Origin of the sequence: Halomonas profundus (assembly GCF_020865425.1) — a bacterium.
Classification (GTDB): domain Bacteria; phylum Pseudomonadota; class Gammaproteobacteria; order Pseudomonadales; family Halomonadaceae; genus Vreelandella; species Vreelandella titanicae.
Window position 1 is genome coordinate 1716065 of the sequence record NZ_CP086344.1, and the last position, 16156, is coordinate 1732220.

The 16156-nt window shown below is 58.3% G+C and carries 11 protein-coding genes; 4 read left to right on the forward strand and 7 right to left on the reverse strand.

Annotated elements, in window-relative coordinates; translation table 11 throughout:
* Window positions 1-154: 154 nt before the first annotated feature.
* The 4 genes from LMS44_RS07680 to LMS44_RS07695 all read left to right on the forward strand — a co-directional run bounded on the left by LMS44_RS07680 (window position 155) and on the right by LMS44_RS07695 (window position 1777).
* A complete protein-coding gene (locus tag LMS44_RS07680) occupies window positions 155-307 on the forward strand; it encodes a DUF4160 domain-containing protein (RefSeq protein ID WP_350340067.1) in 153 nt (50 codons plus the stop codon).
* Complete coding sequence (locus tag LMS44_RS07685) at window positions 288-527, forward strand: DUF2442 domain-containing protein (RefSeq protein WP_022524100.1); 240 nt, start codon at window positions 288-290, stop codon at window positions 525-527. Before LMS44_RS07680 ends, LMS44_RS07685 begins: the two co-directional genes overlap by 20 nt.
* Window positions 528-1404: 877 nt before the next feature.
* Window positions 1405-1557, forward strand: a complete 153-nt coding sequence (locus LMS44_RS07690) for a DUF4160 domain-containing protein (protein ID WP_350340067.1) — start codon at window positions 1405-1407, stop codon at window positions 1555-1557.
* Window positions 1538-1777, forward strand: coding sequence for a DUF2442 domain-containing protein (locus LMS44_RS07695; protein WP_022524100.1), 240 nt, complete (start codon window positions 1538-1540; stop codon window positions 1775-1777). The genes LMS44_RS07690 and LMS44_RS07695 overlap by 20 nt, the downstream gene beginning before the upstream one ends.
* Before the next feature lie 897 nt (window positions 1778-2674).
* Here LMS44_RS07695 and LMS44_RS07700 read toward each other — a convergent pair.
* From LMS44_RS07700 to LMS44_RS07730, 7 genes are all read right to left on the reverse strand, one after another.
* Window positions 2675-3709 carry an IS110 family RNA-guided transposase gene (locus LMS44_RS07700; protein WP_342411216.1) on the reverse strand — a complete coding sequence of 345 codons (1035 nt, stop codon included), beginning with the start codon at window positions 3707-3709 and terminating at the stop codon, window positions 2675-2677.
* A 152-nt stretch (window positions 3710-3861) separates the two neighbouring features.
* Entirely contained in the window at window positions 3862-4371 is a 510-nt protein-coding gene (locus tag LMS44_RS07705) for an REP-associated tyrosine transposase (protein ID WP_039860446.1), read from the reverse strand.
* Window positions 4372-4442: 71 nt separating this feature from the next.
* Entirely contained in the window at window positions 4443-4964 is a 522-nt protein-coding gene (rfaH, locus tag LMS44_RS07710) for a transcription/translation regulatory transformer protein RfaH (protein WP_022524098.1), read from the reverse strand.
* A gap of 35 nt (window positions 4965-4999) precedes the next feature.
* Window positions 5000-6322 (reverse strand): aminotransferase class I/II-fold pyridoxal phosphate-dependent enzyme, encoded by a 1323-nt coding sequence (locus LMS44_RS07715; protein WP_009288306.1) that lies wholly within the window; start codon window positions 6320-6322, stop codon window positions 5000-5002.
* The gene (locus tag LMS44_RS07720) at window positions 6319-13746 is read right to left on the reverse strand and encodes a type I polyketide synthase (protein ID WP_498947207.1); all 7428 of its coding nucleotides are present in this window, start codon (window positions 13744-13746) and stop codon (window positions 6319-6321) included. The genes LMS44_RS07715 and LMS44_RS07720 overlap by 4 nt, the downstream gene beginning before the upstream one ends.
* Window positions 13743-15353 carry an LTA synthase family protein gene (locus tag LMS44_RS07725; RefSeq protein ID WP_414127601.1) on the reverse strand — a complete coding sequence of 537 codons (1611 nt, stop codon included), beginning with the start codon at window positions 15351-15353 and terminating at the stop codon, window positions 13743-13745. The genes LMS44_RS07720 and LMS44_RS07725 overlap by 4 nt, the downstream gene beginning before the upstream one ends.
* Entirely contained in the window at window positions 15346-16143 is a 798-nt protein-coding gene (locus LMS44_RS07730; protein WP_498947208.1) for an SDR family NAD(P)-dependent oxidoreductase, read from the reverse strand. Before LMS44_RS07730 ends, LMS44_RS07725 begins: the two co-directional genes overlap by 8 nt.
* Window positions 16144-16156 lie beyond the last annotated feature (13 nt).

Here is a 16156-nt window from a genome sequence, read left to right on the forward strand (position 1 = left end):
GTATTCGCTTAGGCTTATAAGTGACGATGTGCAAGGGGGTTGGTTTGCTTCTAGCATCACTGCAAGAGATAATGAAGTGCCAACTCTACTTAATGAAAAAGGTTTCAAATTCTTTTTCTATGCAAATGAACATCCTCCGCCACATGTGCATGTGATGAAGGCAGGAGGCTGGGCTAAAATTGAGACTGAGACGAGTGTGGTAATTTATTCGTCACTAAAGAAGCAAGAGCTCAAGGAGTGTCTTGAGCTAGTAAGTTTGCATAGACAGGAATTTTTGGAGGTGTGGAATGACTGGTTTATCAGGTAAAGAAGTCCATTTTGACGACCATTATCTTCATGTCGAATTGAGTGATGGGCGGCGCATTTCAACGCCTATGAGCTGGTATCCAGAACTTGAGCAGGCCTCTGTGAAGGTCTTGCGGCATTACCTGTTTATTTGTGACGCCACCGGTATTGAATGGCCGGATATTGATTACCACTTGAGCATTGCTGCAATGCTGGAAACTCACTCTCAAAAGGTAGCGTAGAGCGCGGCGGTGCCGGGGTTGGCCCATGTAGGAAGGTTGGGTGCCACCGGGCGTCGTTCCGCCGCCTCCCGCGGGTGCCTCGAAACGCTCGCTGAGCTCGCTTTCTCGTTACCACGCGCTACGATAATCACTCGATTCCGGTGGCATCCCCACCTTCATGTGCATGCGAGATCTAGTAGCGCGCGGTAAGCGAAGCGCACCCGCGAAAGCAGCGCGAAGCGGTGCCGGGTTTGGCCCGCGTAGGCGATGATGGTTCGGTGCCATTAGGCGTCGTTCCGCCGCCACCCGCGGGTGCCTCGAAACGCTCGCTGAACTCGCTTTCTCGTTACCACGCGCTACGACAATCACTCGATTCCGGTGGAATCCTCACCTCAATGTGCATGCGAGATTTAGTAGCGCGTGGTAAGCGAAGTGCACCCGCGAAAGCAGCGCGCAGCGGTGCCGGGGTTGGCCTGTGTAGGCGATGATGGTTCGGTGCCACCGGGCGTCATCCCGCCGCCACCCGCGGGTGCCTCGAAACGCTCGCTGAACTCGCTTTCTCGTTATCCCGCGCTACGATAATCACTCGATTCCGGTGGCATCCCCACCTTCATGTGCATGCGAGATCTAGTAGCGCGTGGTAAGCAAAGCGCACCCGCGGATGCATCGCGCAGCGGTGCCGGGGTTGGTGAGATGGTGATGTTGAAGCAATAATGTAGTTGGCTGTGAATGTGTTGGAGAGCCGTATTCGCTTAGGCTTATAAGTGACGATGTGCAAGGGGGTTGGTATGCTTCTAGCATCACTGCAAGAGATAATGAAGTGCCAACTCTACTTAATGAAAAAGGTTTCAAATTCTTTTTCTATGCAAATGAACATCCTCCGCCACATGTGCATGTGATGAAGGCAGGAGGCTGGGCTAAAATTGAGACTGAGACGAGTGTGGTAATTTATTCGTCACTAAAGAAGCAAGAGCTCAAGGAGTGTCTTGAGCTAGTAAGTTTGCATAGACAGGAATTTTTGGAGGTGTGGAATGACTGGTTTATCAGGTAAAGAAGTCCATTTTGACGACCATTATCTTCATGTCGAATTGAGTGATGGGCGGCGCATTTCAACGCCTATGAGCTGGTATCCAGAACTTGAGCAGGCCTCTGTGAAGGTCTTGCGGCATTACCTGTTTATTTGTGACGCCACCGGTATTGAATGGCCGGATATTGATTACCACTTGAGCATTGCTGCAATGCTGGAAACTCACTCTCAAAAGGTAGCGTAGAGCGAAGCGGTGCCGGGGTTGGCCCATGTAGGAAGGTTGGGTGCCACCGGGCGTCGTTCCGCCGCCTCCCGCGGGTGCCTCGAAACGCTCGCTGAACTCGCTTTCTCGTTACCACGCGCTACGGGTGCAATCACTCGATTCCGGTGGCATCCCCGCTTTCATGTGCACGCGAGATTTAGTAGCGCGTGGTAAGCGAAGCGCACCCGCGGGAGCAGCGCGCAGCGGTGCCGGGGTTGGCCTGTGTAGGCGATGATGGTTCGGTGCCATTGGGCGTCGTTCCGCCGCCACCCGCGGGTGCCTCGAAACGCTCGCTGAACTCGCTTTCTCGTTACCCCGCGCTACGACAATCACTCAATTCCGGTGGAATCCTCACCTCAATGTGCATGCGAGATCTAGTAGCGCGTGGTAAGCGAAGTGCACCCGCGAAAGCAGCGCGAAGCGGTGCCGGGGTTGGCCCATGTAGGAAGGTTGGGTGCCACCGGGCGTCGTTCCGCCGCCACCCGCGGGTGCCTCGAAACGCTCGCTGAACTCGCGTTCTCGTTACCACGCGCTACGACAATCACTCGATTCCGGTGGCATCCCCACCTTCATGTGCATGCGAGATCTAGTAGCGCGTATATGGACTCCTCCTCGTCTGCAAGCACAAAAGGTCATAGCGGCACGGTCGACTGCTAGCGTATATCCGGTCTCGTAAAAGATGCCTAACGTGTGGGCATCGGACCTTAATGGGCTATTCGCACGTCGGGTACCCTCAGCGTAAACGAGCTCTATGGCTCTACGCGCTACACGGTATGGCCCGACGTCGGTTCGACCTGTTCGCCATCTCTCTTGTGGTGGTGCAGTCGGGGCGGTAGGAACACCGGTCAAAGGTTCAATATTGATGGTCGCGTCGCCTGGTTAAGCGGCGGCGGCCAACTCAGGGTTATACGGCACTTCGTAACGTGTGACGGCCCACGCCATGCGCGCTGTCTTATTGGCGAGTGCTACGATCGCCACGTTGCGATGTTTGCGCACGGCAAGGTGCTTGATCCACTGGCTGAGTCCGTCGTCTTTTTTCACCGCATAACGAAGGACGGCGCGGGCGCCATGTACCAGCAGCTTGCGTAAGTAACTATTGCCACGTTTACTGATCCCCAACAGGCGCTCTCGTCCGCCCGTGCTATGTTGACGCGGGGTCAGCCCTAACGAGGCGGCAAAGTCGCGTCCTCGCTTGTATATAGCGCCGTCACCCAGCACACCCGATAAGGCACTGGCGGTGATGGGGCCAATGCCGCGGAGGGTCATCAAGCGCTTGGCAACCGGGTCGGTGTTGGCATGCGTTTCAATGGCGGACGTTAACTGCGCAACACGCTCGTCTAAATAACGTAAGTCATCCGCTAAGTCGGCCAATAGGCGGCGAAAGCGGTCACTGAGCCCGTTGGTGGCATCCTCCAGCCAAAGAGGCAGCGCCCGCCGTAACTGCTGAATACCGGTGGGGGCAATAAACCCATACTCACCGATGAGGCCACGGATTTGATTGGCCTTCGCTGTGCGCTGGCTAATCAGCTCTTCACGGATCCGGTGGGTGGCCTGGCTGTCCTGTTGATCAACGGTTTTGACGGCCACGAAGCGCATCGTGGGACGGCCTAATGCTTCACAAATCGCTTCAGCATCTGCCCGATCATTTTTATTCGTTTTAACGTAAGGCTTCACGAATTGGGCCGCAATGAGCTTCACATGGTAGCCACGCGCTTGAAGTTCGCGCGCCCAATAATGCGCCGCTGCACATGCTTCCATGCCGATGGTGGCGCCTTGAGGAACGCGCCGACAGACAGCCTCCAGCCACTTGGCCCGGGTATATTTACCTCGCCATTGAGGCTTCTCATGCCGGTCAACGCCATGTACGTGAAAGACAGACTTTGCGATATCCACACCAACTCGGCTAATGTTCATATGGGCTTCTCCTGACTCTCAAGCTGATAGTTTTCAAACCACCTACCAGTATGGCGCACTGACGCCGGAGTAGGGTGAGGAGGAGTCCATCCCATTGGGTAAGCGAAGCGCACCCGCGAAAGCAGCGCGAAGCGGTGCCGGGGTTTTCGCCATCACTCCCAATCCATTTCGGCGACGTCGGGGGCTTGTTGGGTGCCCCAGTCGGGGGTGTACCAGCCTTTTTGTACGCATTGTTGAAAGCTTGACCATTCCCAGTCGCGGGGCGCTCTAGACCAGCCGTGTTTGACGGGGTTGTAATGGATGTAATCCATATGGCGTTGCCAGTCGTTTTCATCACGAATGACGTGTTCCCAGAAGCCGCGCTGCCAGGCGTTATGGGTACCGGGCGGGAAGAAGAATTCCTGTGAGGCGTATTTTTTGATATCCCGCCAGCGTGAGGAGTAGTCCGCGTCGCCTTCAGGCAGTCTCCAGAGGCAGTGGAGGTGGTCGGGGAGCAGTACAAACGCATCCATTACGAAGGGGCGCTCTTCTCGAACTGTGCGGAAGGCACGACCAAGGGCTTCAATATTGAGACGATCCGCCAACAGGGGTTGTCGTGCGTAGGTGACGACTGTAAAAAAGTAGCAGCCGCCAGGAACATGCGCGCGTCGATAGGTTGCCACCCGTGCCTCCATGCAAAATAATTGGCTTATAAAGGCCCATTGTAGCGCATTGTTATTAGCGGTGGGGCAGCCTACGGCTTGCTTAGGGTGTCTAGCGGTACTTCCAAATACTGTGGCCGATTGAGCACGTTGAGCAGGACGATGGCGCGCTCTTCGCCTTTAAGGCGGGTGAAGATGGCTTCCAGGTCTTTGAAGGGGCCGTCGGTGATGGTGACTTTCTCGCCAGCGCTGAAGTAGGTGTGAATCCCTTCCTTGCTGTGCGGCTGAGCGCGTAGGGTCTCGACAAGCTGTGAGGGCACGGCGACGGGCCTGTCACCGAAGGTCAGCAGGCGTAGCACCCCGCGAGTAGAGCGAATCGGACGCCAGTTGCTGACCAACTGATCCAAACAGATAAACAGGTAGTAGGGGAAGAGCGGCTCGGTCACCGTGGTGAGCTTTCCCTGGCGCTTGCGTTGGCTCTTCAGGACAGGATGAAACACCTCATAACCTTGGTTGGCGAGGTGTTCGGCAGCGCGAAATGATTCGCCCCCTTTACACTGAATAACGTACCAGGCGGGTGTTGCTGCGCCCTCCTGGTCATTGTAAACATCCATGCCATCATCCTTGCGTCTGGAAAAGCGTTACAAAATTATGGCAGCAGCGCGGTGAGTGCATCAAGCGTTTGGTCAATGTGCGCCTGGGTATGCTCACAGGAGAGAAAGAAGCGCAGCCGTGCGCTTTTTTCGGGTACCGCTGGGTGCAGAATCGGCTGTACGTTGATGTGCTGTTCTAACAATGCGTTAGAAAGCCGGGCAGCCGCCGCGGAGCTGCCAATAATCACCGGTACGACCGCGGCACCGATGCTTTTGCCGGTATCCAAGCCGCGGGCAGTGGCCTGTTCAAGAAAGTAGCGCGAAATAGCATGCAGGCGCTGAACCCGTTCGGGCTCTTGCTGCATCAGCTGCAGCGCGGCTAGTGAGGGGGCGGCGACTTGGGCGGGCATGCCCACGCTGTAGAGAAAACCGGGGGCCAGGTAGCGTAGTGTTTCCACCAGCGGCTTGCTGCCTGCGATATAGCCGCCGCAGCCTGCCATGGTTTTGCTCATGGTGCCCATCCAGATATCCACGTCGCGCGGGTCGATATCGAAATACTCGCGCAGCCCCAGGCCGGTGTCGCCCATGACCCCAAAGGAGTGGGCTTCATCGACCATCAGCCAGGCTTGATAGCGTTGCTTCAGTTCGATAAAACGCGGCAGCTCAGGGATGTCGCCATCCATGCTGTAGAGCCCTTCGATCACTACCAGAACGCGTTCGAACTGATGCCGATGCCGGGCCAACAGGGCTTCCAGCGCGGCGGGGTCGTTATGGCTAAACGACATGCGCTTGGCGCCGGAAAGCTGCGTGCCAACCAACGAGCTGTTATGGATGTACTCGTCGTGGAGCACTAAATCTTTAGGGCCCAGCAGGTGGCCCAGTGTGGAGACGTTAGTGGCGTGACCGCTCACAAACACCACTGCATCTTCAACGTTGTAGGCAGTGGCCAGGGCCTGCTCCAGCTCTTGGTGGATAGGCCGTTCGCCGGAGACCACGCGGCTGGCGGAAACCGAGGTGCCGTAACGCGCCACGGCATCGCAGGCGGCTTGATTAATGCGCGGGTCGCCTGAGAAGCCGAGGTAGTTGTAGCTGGCAAAGTTGATGCAGGTCTGCCCATTGATCACGCTGGTCGCCCCGGCGGTGCCTTCGTGGACCTTGAAGAACGGGTCGACCAAGCCGAGTTGGTCGGCGGCCTGGCGCATCATGGCGATTTGCTGATAGCCCGGCTGGGCATCAAAGCGCGTGAAGCGCTCGGGCACCGTGCGTTGTTCTCCGCCTTGCCCATTGGAAGAGGGCGTGGCGCTGGCAGCACGCGGCGTAGTACGCCGGCGTGCTTGTTCCAACAATTGCTGTTTCAGTTCAGAGCGCTTGGCGGTCATGGAGTCTCAGTCGCGGGTGATGAGGAAGCGGACGTAGGCTCAGTGGTAAACCCTTCAGGGCCTAAATCTTCAGTGCCATGTTGTGCGGCCAGTGAGGCTATCGCATCTTGCGGAGCGTCTTCAACATCGTCGTGCTGATGCATTTTCTGAATCAGCACGCCCGCCAGTTTGTCGAGTGTCGATGCTTCACTGAGCACCATCACTGACACCTGAACGCCCAAGCGGTTCTCGATAGCGGTCATTAGCTCAACGCCCATCAGGGAGTCGAAGCCCATATCGTAGACCGAGCGGTGAATATCGAGCTTCTCTTCATCAATCAGCAGAATGCTGGCCAGCTCGGCGCGCAGTAGATCGGTGACGGTGCTGTGCAGCTCCTCGGGTGAGAGGTCGGCGAGCAGGGCGCTGATGTCGTCATCTGCATCCGCGCTGCCGTCGTCGTCGCTGGCGCGGGCAATTTCGTTAAAGCGCGGCGCTTCGGCAGTGGGTAGGAAGCGAGCAAGCGCGCCCCACTCTAGTTCCAGCACACCTAGGCTTGGCCCAGGGGCCAGCAGCATCTGCTCAAGCACTTTCAGCGCGTCATCCGAGCGTAGCGCGGAACCGCCCAGGCGCTCTTGCAGCGCATCACGGGTGCGGGTGTTACGAGCCAGGAAGCCGACATCCTCAATGGCGCCCCAGCGTACGCAGGTGGCTGGTAAACCCGCGGCACGGCGATTGGCGGCGAACGCTTCCAGCCAGTGGTTGGCGGCCACGTAGTTGGCCTGGCCGGGGTTGCCGAACAGGGTGGTGGCCGATGAGTAGAGCACGAAGAACTCCAGTTCTGCCTCGCGGGTGAGTGCGTCCAGGTGGCGGGCGCCATCGATTTTGGGCGCTAACACTTTCTGAATGCGCTCGGCATCCAGGTTGCGAATCAAACCGTCGTCGATCACCGTGGCGGCGTGCACAATGCCCCGCAGCGGTGCTAGTTCACCCTTGGCGCGCTCCAGCACATCGGCCAGCGCAGTGCGGTCGGTAATATCGCAGGCGACGGCGAGTACCGTAACGCCTTGCTGTTCAAACGACGCAATGGCTGCCTGAGCCTCTTCACTGGTGGGGCCGCTGCGGCTGAGCAGGATCAACTGCCGCGCGCCTTTCTCTACCAGCCACTGAGCAGTTCTTAACCCAAAGCCACCCAGGCCGCCGGTGACCAGGTAGCTGGCATCTGCGGAGAGCTGCATCGCTGCCGTGCCCAACACCTCGTTCTTGGGTGGCGCTATGGGTTGTTCATAGGTCACTACCACTTTGCCGATCTGGCGCGCCTGCTGCATATAGCGGAAGGCGTCGATTACCTGGGTGTGGCTAAACGAGGTAAACGGCAGCGGGCTTAAGGTACCGTCGTTAAATAGCGCCATCATCTCGCCAAACAGGCGTTGTGTCAGCGCAGGCTGCACCTTCATTAGCTGATCGGAGTCGATACCGAAGTAGCTGAGGTTATTGCGGAACGGGCGCAGGCCAATATGAGTGTTTTCGTAGAAATCGCGTTTGCCCAGCTCCAGGAAGCGGCCGAACGGGCGCAGGGCGCGCAGGTTCTGGTTGATCGCTTCCCCGGCCAGGGAGTTGAGCACCACATCCACGCCTTCGCCCTGGGTGTCTTCCAGGATTTCTTCGGCGAAGGTGAGCGAGCGCGAGTCATAGAGTCGCTCGATGCCCATCAGACGCAGGAAGTCGCGCTTCTCTTCGGAGCCCACCGTGGCGTAAATTTCCGCTCCCAGCCACTGGGCTATTTGCAGCGCTGCAATGCCCACGCCGCCCGCGGCGCCGTGAATCAGGATTTTTTCGCCAGGTTCGACTCGCGCCAGATGTTTGAGCGCGTAGTAGACCGTGAAGAAGGTCGTCGGAATCGTCGCCGCGGCGGCAAAGCTAATGCCTTCCGGCAGTGCTGCAACGGCGTGCTGGTTGGCAATGACCTTGTCGCTAAAGCTGGCAGGGCCGAAGCCGACCACGGCTTGCCCCGGCGCCACGTGGGTGACGTTGCTGCCCACGGCCTTGACCACGCCTGAAAACTCAAGGCCGAGGGTGGGGCCGGCGAAGCCGTTCTCTATCGCTTCATCGGAGAGCAAACCCAGGGTGTACATCACATCGCGGAAGTTAAGCCCGGTGGCCTTAACACTGATTTCCACCTCGTCGGCACTGACTTGTGGCAACGGGCGCGGGCGCCAGGTTAATTGGCGCAGCTGGCCGGGCATGGCAAAGCCCAGTGACATCGCCTGATGCGGCTGCTTGGTCTGTTCATTAGTTTGCCCTTCCGCAGCTGGGTGTGGCGCGGGCAGGGTGCGCAGCCTCGTCGCAAAGCGATGGCCCTGGTTATCGATCAGCGCTTCGTTTTCGCTATCTGGTTGAGTCAGTAGGGTGGCCCAGGCGTGTAACGCAGGCTCGCTGACCGCTGCAGGTATATCCAGTAGATAGACGCTATGGCCGACGGCTTCGTTGGCTAGCGAGCGGCCAAACCCCCACAGCACGGCATCGCCAGGGGCGTCTGTCGCGCTGGCGGGTGACGTTGTCTGCCATAGAGCGCTTACCCCGTTGGTCACCAACCACAAAGAGGCAGCAAGCGAGTGCTGCTCTAAGGCCAGCGTCCACTGCAGAGCGTGATTACAGCGGGCGGTTTGCGCTTCAGTGCTGTTCGCGCCCAGGCCACGCAGGTCAATCACATTGAGGGTTAGCTCGCCCTGGTTATCAGGTGCGGGTTGAGCCAGTGTAGGTTGAGACAGTGCATGAGCCAGCAGCTCAGCAGGCGCGCTCTGACTAACGCTGAGCAGCGCGGAAGCGCCTTGCGATTGCAGTGCCTCGACCAGATTGGCCGCCAGCGCTTCACTGTTGTGGTCGGCGACCACCAAGTGACGCCGTTGGGCCGTATTGGACTCGTCGTCTGCCGCTGCTAACGGGTAGTGGGCGTGGAGCAGGTAGGCGCCGCTGTCGCTCTCTTCCAGCGCCATCGGCGCGGAGACCACAAAGCCTTGGTCGTTTAGCCAGCTAATGAGCGTATCTTGCTCCAAGGCGGTTTGATCGATGCCGGGCGTGGCCAGCAGATCATCCAGCCAGCGACTTGGGGCGATACCAATCAGCATGACCTGGGCGCCAGGGGCGAGTTGCTCAGGTAATGCTTCGATTAACTGACGCGTGGCGGCCGGGTGGGTAATATCCACGCTTACAAACGCCAATTGAGCCTTTTCAACACCGATGGGGGCGGTTAGCGCAGCAACCTCGTTTTGGCCAAGGTGCTGCATATCCATCAGCGGGAAACGCTCTTGCAGCTGTTCTGCCTGATGGCGCGTGCTGTCGAGGGTGGTGATCACGCGGTAATGGGTAAGGTCGTGATACAGCGCTTGAGCGCTGCGTTCCAGTAGGCGTTCGCCCAACGCTGGCGCGCTGGGGCCTGCTTCGAGCAGTTGCAAACGCTGCCCGGCGGGGAGCTCTGCGATCAGCGCATCTATTAACTCGGCTAACTCGCCTGCCAACGCTTGCCAGCCGCTTTCGCCCACTAACACACGGTTTAATCGCGCCAAGTGGTCGTGGCTAATGCCCAGGGTTTCCAGGTCACTGGTGCCGCTACGCAGCGCCTGTTGGTGAAGCCCTAACCGGCCCACCAGGTGAATGGGCGCAAAATAGTCGGGGTAGTCTTGCACCAGCAGTTGCCAGATAACGTCCGGCGAGTGCTGTGCTTCTTCGCTATCGACGCCGAGACCCTGCTGAGCAAAGGCTTCGCTAAGGCTATCGAGCAGAGGGGCGACTTCGTTGCCGTAACGCTGGCCGGTGCTTTCGCCGTAAACGCTGGCGATATCTGCAAGACGAGCAAGCGCATCGGCAGGTAGTGCCAGCGGTTCTGCGTGTAGCGGCGCCGGCGTCAGTTCCACATCCAAATAGCTGAAGTGCTGATGATGGGCGCGGTTGAGTCGAATCGCTTTGAAGCGGGTTTTGCTCAGTACTGCAACGGCGTTACCGGCGGCGTCATACAGCTCGAAATCGGCGGTAAAGGAGTGCGGTGCGCGCTTACCCATCACGGCGCGGGCGAGAACCGGCACGCCTGCCTGGGTATTCACTTGAATACGTTCCACGCGAACCGGCACAAAGGCGAGCTGGGTGGCAAACTCACTATGTTGCGCGAGCAGTGGGATAAACATCTGGAAGGCGCTATCCAGAATGCCGGGGTGCACGTGCAATGTGCTGAGCTGCGCCTGGACTTCATCCGACAGGGCTATTTCACCAATCACTGCATCGCCGTCAATCCAGCCCCTGGAGATAGCCTGAAAGGCAGGGCCATAGTGAAGGCCAATACGCTCAGCCATCTGCAGGTGATCTTCCAGCGTGTAGTCCGGGGCACGAGTAGGCATCACCGGCGCTGTGCGGTTGAGCAGGAAACCACGGCTTTCACGCATGGTGCGGGCCACGGCATTTAACTGCCACTCTACCCCGGTGGCAGGTTCGCGGGAGTGGATCTCCAGGCGGCCATCTTCCGGTAGGTAGCTAAGCCGCATGGTGCGGCCATAGGGGCTGTCCAGCAGCAGCGGGGCACGGATTTCCAACCCTTCGATATCCAGCAACGGGCTGTCTTTTAGCTGCAGCGCCGCCGCCAGCGTCAGTTCCACAAAACCGGCACCGGGGAACACCGCGCCTTCGCCCACCACATGGTCGGCCAACCAGGGCTGGCGTTGGGTGTCGAGTTGGCTCTCCCAGGTGTGTTCGTGCTGCGCTAGCGGGTAGCCCAGCAGTGGGTGCTGATAATAGCGTGACAGCAGGCCTTGGCCGTCATTGGTGCCGTGTACCCAATGGTGGCTGCGCTGCCAGGCATAGCGCGGTAGCGGCACACGCTGACCGACCACCGGGAAGTGGCGGCTAGCCAGGCTAAGACCACTCAGCAGTAGTTGGCTTAGGCTACGTTGCAAACCTTCAAGGCCGGGCTTGTGGCGCTCAATGGTGCCGAATACCAACCCTGGTCGCTCCAGTTGGCGCAGTGACTCATTGAGGTAGCGGCGTAGAATGGGGTGGGCGCCAATCTCTACAAAGACGTTATTGCCTTGTTCGATCAGCGCGCTAGCGACGGCTTCAAACAGCACCGGCTCACGAATGTTTTTCCACCAGTAGGTGGCATCCAGCTCAAGCCCGTCACTCAGCGTACCGGTAACGGTGGAGTAGTAGGGAATCTGCGTGGCACTCGGGGTAATATCGGCCAGCGCGTCAATGACCCCAGCTTGAATGCTGTCCATCGCGGGGCTGTGGAAGGCATAGTCCAGGGGCAGGCGTTTGGCAAAAACATCCTGCTCGCCCAGAGCGGCTTCCAAAGCGCTGAGCTGTTGGCTATCTCCCGCCAGCGTAATGCCTTTCGGGCTGTTAATACCTGCCAGGCATACCTGATTGAACTCGGGCTTTTCTAGCCACGCGGCGATGTCGTCAGCGCTCATGGCCACCGCGGTCATTTCGCCAAGGCCACGGGTTTTACCCTGGTAGTCGCTGCGGTAGTAAATCACTTTGACCGCATCTTCCAGACTCAACGCACCGCAGGCCCAGGCGGCGGCCACTTCACCTACGCTGTGACCGAATACTGCCGTGGGCGTAATGCCTTGGTCGTGCAGCCACTCAGTTAATGCCACCTGCAGTGCAAACAGCGCTGGTTGGGCGATTTCAGTTAGCGGGAAACGGTTCTCCCCATTGCGGCCTTCCAGTTCGGCGCGTAACGAGAAATCCCCGTGCTGCTGAAAGAGTGCGTCGACTCGATCAATCGCCGCGGCGAAAACCGGCGAATCGCTGAGCAGATCGTGCCCCATGGTTTCCCACTGGCAGCCGTTGCCATCATAAACAAACACTGGGCCTACTGCGTCGGGCAAGCGCTCGAGTGTGGTAACGCTGTTGGTTTCACCCGCGGCAAACTCGCTGAGTTGCGTGGCGGCTTCTTCAGCCGTTTGTGCAAACAGCAGTGCGCCATGGCTATGCCGGTCACGGTGGTGGAACAGCGTATAAGCGATGTCATACAGGCTTATGTCGCTACTTTCGCGTAAGTCGTTCTCGCGCAGGTAGTTGGCGAGCGTTTCGGCGCTTTGGCTGAGCGCGGCTTCACTGCGGGCGCTAAGGTGAATCGGTAGCGGTGAGTCTGGCGTCTGCGTTTCAGGTTTGACCCGTTCAGGCGGGCTTTCCAAAATAACGTGGGCGTTGGCCCCGCCAAACCCAAAGGAGTTCACGCCGATAACCAGACGGCCTTGTTTTTTCAGCGGCTGGCCTTTGGTGACCACTGAGATGTTCCACTCATCAAACTTAATGCGCGGATTGAGTTTGCGGATGCCAATCGTGGCCGGGACTTCGCGGTGCTGAATGCTGTAGAGCGCCTTGGCCAGACCCGCTACGCCGGAAGCGGTTTCCAGGTGGCCCAGGTTGCTCTTTACCGAGCCAATCAGCAGCGGCGTTTTGCGCTGCTGGCCGAGTGCTTCACCAATCGCACGGGTTTCAATCGGGTCGCCAACGGCGGTGCCGGTGCCGTGGGCTTCCAGGTAGTCAATTTCATCCGGCGAGATGCCCGCCTGTTCATAGGCGCGCTTCATTAGATCAATTTGGGCGCTTGGGTTAGGCACCGTTAGGCCAGATTTGTGACCGTCTGTGTTCACCGCGGAGCCTGCTACTACGGCAATAATATTGTCGCCGTCGGCTACCGCTTGGTCGTAATCCTTAAGCAGGAAAATGCCACCGCCTTCCGAGCGCACATAGCCGTTACCCGCTTCATCGAATACCTGACAGCGGCCAGTGGGTGAAAGCATGCTGGCTTTAGAGAAGATGATAAAGCCATAGGGGTGCAGGTGCAGGCTGATGCCGCCCGCCAGCGCCATACTGGTTTCGCCACTGCGAATCGATTGGCAGGCCTGGTGAAAGGCCACCATGGAGGACGAGCAGGCAGTATCCAGCGACATGCTGGGGCCGTGCAGGTCAAACACGTAAGACAATCGATTCGAGGCGATGCTGGAGGTGTTGCCAGTAGCGGTGGAGGCATCAATCGCTGCCATATCGTCCGCGATGCGATAAGAGTAGTCGAGGCTGGCCACGCCCAAAAATACCCCGCACTGGCTGCCGCGCAGGGAGCTGGGCAGAATGCTGGCATCTTCCATGGCTTCCCAGGCGAGCTCTAGAAGCATGCGCTGCTGAGGATCCATATTGGCCGCTTCACGAGGCGAAATACCAAAAAACTCAGCGTCAAACCCGCTGATATCGCCCAGGCTACCGGCGGCAAAGGTCACGCTGGTACCCGGGTGGCGCTTATCCGGGTGCATAAAAACGTCGTGGCTCCAGCGGTCAGCGGCCACTTCAGTCACTAAATCTTTTTCGGCTTGCAGATCCTGCCAGAACGTTTCAGGGGTGGTGCCGGGGAAACGATGGGCGGCGCCGATGATGGCAACGCGTTTAGTCATTCTTGCTCCTGAGGTTCTGGTTCTACCTTGATCACATCGCTACTTATATCGTGTCCAAACACCTGTTTGAATAACTGGACACCAAGTTCGTTTGCGGCTAGCTCAAATGGCTCGTAAGCGTTTGCTGCCCCTACCCCTGCTGTTACCCAACTCTCTGTTGACCATACCATGTAGGGAGTGCGGCCATCAGGCGGCGTGAAGTGTGCATACGCCTCAGGAAGAATGGGAACATGATCCCCATACCAGCCTAGCAGGCCCGGTCGCTTTGCAGTATTCAGCGAATTTTTAACGCTTGCCAACATCTTGTCGGATTCACTTAAATGCTGCAAATAGACCGCTAAGTCACGCAGATGGTCGGGTAACGGCCAAGGAGCGCCGGGCAGCGTATCGGCTAACGTTGCTTGGTTCGGTGCTTCTAAATGTAGCGGGCCGTGATTTTCCATGGTGATAACAAATACAAATAGCGGTCTATTATCGTCATCTTCAAGCAGCCGTCCAATTTTTCGTGCCACTGCCTGGTCACTAACGTATTGACCGTTTTTGTCGCTGCTCTGGAAGGCATTGATATCTATAAAGTGGTCAAAGCCTAATTGGGGGATCACCTTGTGACGAAAATAGAAGCTCGCCAGGTACGGATGCACACAAACCGTGCGATAGCCTGCCGCTTTTAGCGCGCTCGCTAAACTGGGCATTGGATGGCGGGCAAGCGTGCGGTAAGGGTTGAACTGGCGAATGCCCCAGTGGTCGGGTGCAATGCCCGTTAATACCGCGCACTCGGTACGCACTGTATTGGCACCCCAGGCGGGCACGTTTAATGCGCCATGCAGGGTGGCGTTTGCGCGAGTGATGTCGAAATGGTGAAGCAGGCTGGCATCGACCTCTTCACACCAGGGCCGAGGGTCGAAAAACGATTCACTCTGCACCAGCACCACGTTGGGCAGTGGCTGTTTGCCCTGATGCGCGCTCGCTATCGGTATTAAAGCGTGGAAGGGCGATTGCTCTGGCGTCGGAACGGGAGCGCGCATTAGCGCCACGCCGTAGGCCCATAGGCTAGCGAAAAGCCCTAAACGGTGCATGTCGTCTATGGGCTGTAATACGATGGCGGGCAGCCTGCGGACACTAACAGCAAGCAGCAGCGAGCCCAAGGCTATTAATCCCAGCGCATTGGTTAGAAAGCGGTTGGCGCCCTCGCTAGTGACCAGCGACCCTTCCCAGTAAAAGAATCCACCAATTGCCACTACGGCGGCGCTGCTGGCGGCAATCGCCAAACCCACGCCGAAAAAAGGCACGTAGAGACGCGGGTGCAGGATAGCGTCCCAAAAGTACTCGAAGTCGTGGCAGATAAACGGCTCGTTGAGGGTATGCGATTTGGCGTTGCTTGACTGCACTACGACTAGTTGCAGCGAGAGACACACCATCACCGCAAACCAGGGGCGCTGGAGTAACAATGCCAGCAGCCCGAAAAGTAGAAGCCATGAGCCAAGGTGGACACTATTGGCCGCTGCTCCACGCTGCCAAAATGGGCGCGGCCGAGGGCTAAGCAGGGCTTCAAACAGACCACTGATCAATAGCCCCACGAGTAGCGGCCATATCAGCGCGCTAATCATGGGGTGTGTCTCCTGAGTGGTTGAAGCCCAGTCGCTTGATCAACCATTGCGAAACCCCTGCGGGCAGTACCGCCAGCCACCAGGTGCCAAAATTAAGTGGGAAGGGGAAGCTGATGCGCGCACGGTTTGCGGCGATACCGCGTTTAATTACCTTGGCCGCGCGCTCGGGCGGCCACTCCCAGGGTTTGGGGCCGGGCATGGCCTCGCACATCGGTGAGGTAACATAGCCGGGCATAACCACCGTTACGCCAATGCCGTGAGGCGCGAGTAGCCCGCGCAGCCCTTCGCCATAGGCTTTGATGCCTGCTTTGCTGGCGCTATAGCTGGGAGTGGTCGGTAAACCGTGCCATGCGGCAAGCGAGCTGATCAGCACCAATTGACCGCTGCCGCGGGTCTGCATGGCTGGCACTAGGTGTTGCACCATGGCGATGGGGGTTTTCAGGTTGATATCCAACAGCGCCTGCACGTCTGCCCAGGGCTCTAAGATATCAGGCCCTTGGGGGTGGGTGTTTTTGCCCGCATTGGCAATCAAGATGTCCGGTACCTGTTGGGCGCAGACTTCGGCTAGCCAGCTTTTCAGGGCGTGGTCATCGGTTAGATTGATGGTTGAGAGAGTGACCTGGGCACCTTTTTGGCGGCAAGTGGTGGCAAGCGCCTCTAGCTTCTCCTGCTGGCGTCCGTGCAATACCAGGTGGGTGCTGGGATCGGCATAGGCGTTTGCCAAGGCGCCCCCAATCGCGCCGGTGGCGCCAGTGATCAGCACGCAGCGTGAGTGTAGAGATGGGCTCACAGTCTCTTTTGCA

What these genes read in the sequence shown, in the direction of transcription:
- LMS44_RS07695 (WP_022524100.1), top strand. Translation starts at nt 1,538, where the DNA reads ATGACTGGTTTATCAGGTAAAGAAGTCCATTTTGACGACCATTATCTT.
- LMS44_RS07725 (WP_414127601.1), bottom strand. Translation starts at nt 15,353, where the DNA reads ATGATTAGCGCGCTGATATGGCCGCTACTCGTGGGGCTATTGATCAGT.
- LMS44_RS07690 (WP_350340067.1), top strand. Translation starts at nt 1,405, where the DNA reads ATGAAGGCAGGAGGCTGGGCTAAAATTGAGACTGAGACGAGTGTGGTA.
- LMS44_RS07715 (WP_009288306.1), bottom strand. Translation starts at nt 6,322, where the DNA reads ATGACCGCCAAGCGCTCTGAACTGAAACAGCAATTGTTGGAACAAGCA.
- LMS44_RS07680 (WP_350340067.1), top strand. Translation starts at nt 155, where the DNA reads ATGAAGGCAGGAGGCTGGGCTAAAATTGAGACTGAGACGAGTGTGGTA.
- rfaH (WP_022524098.1), bottom strand. Translation starts at nt 4,964, where the DNA reads ATGGATGTTTACAATGACCAGGAGGGCGCAGCAACACCCGCCTGGTAC.
- LMS44_RS07685 (WP_022524100.1), top strand. Translation starts at nt 288, where the DNA reads ATGACTGGTTTATCAGGTAAAGAAGTCCATTTTGACGACCATTATCTT.
- LMS44_RS07720 (WP_498947207.1), bottom strand. Translation starts at nt 13,746, where the DNA reads ATGACTAAACGCGTTGCCATCATCGGCGCCGCCCATCGTTTCCCCGGC.
- LMS44_RS07700 (WP_342411216.1), bottom strand. Translation starts at nt 3,709, where the DNA reads ATGAACATTAGCCGAGTTGGTGTGGATATCGCAAAGTCTGTCTTTCAC.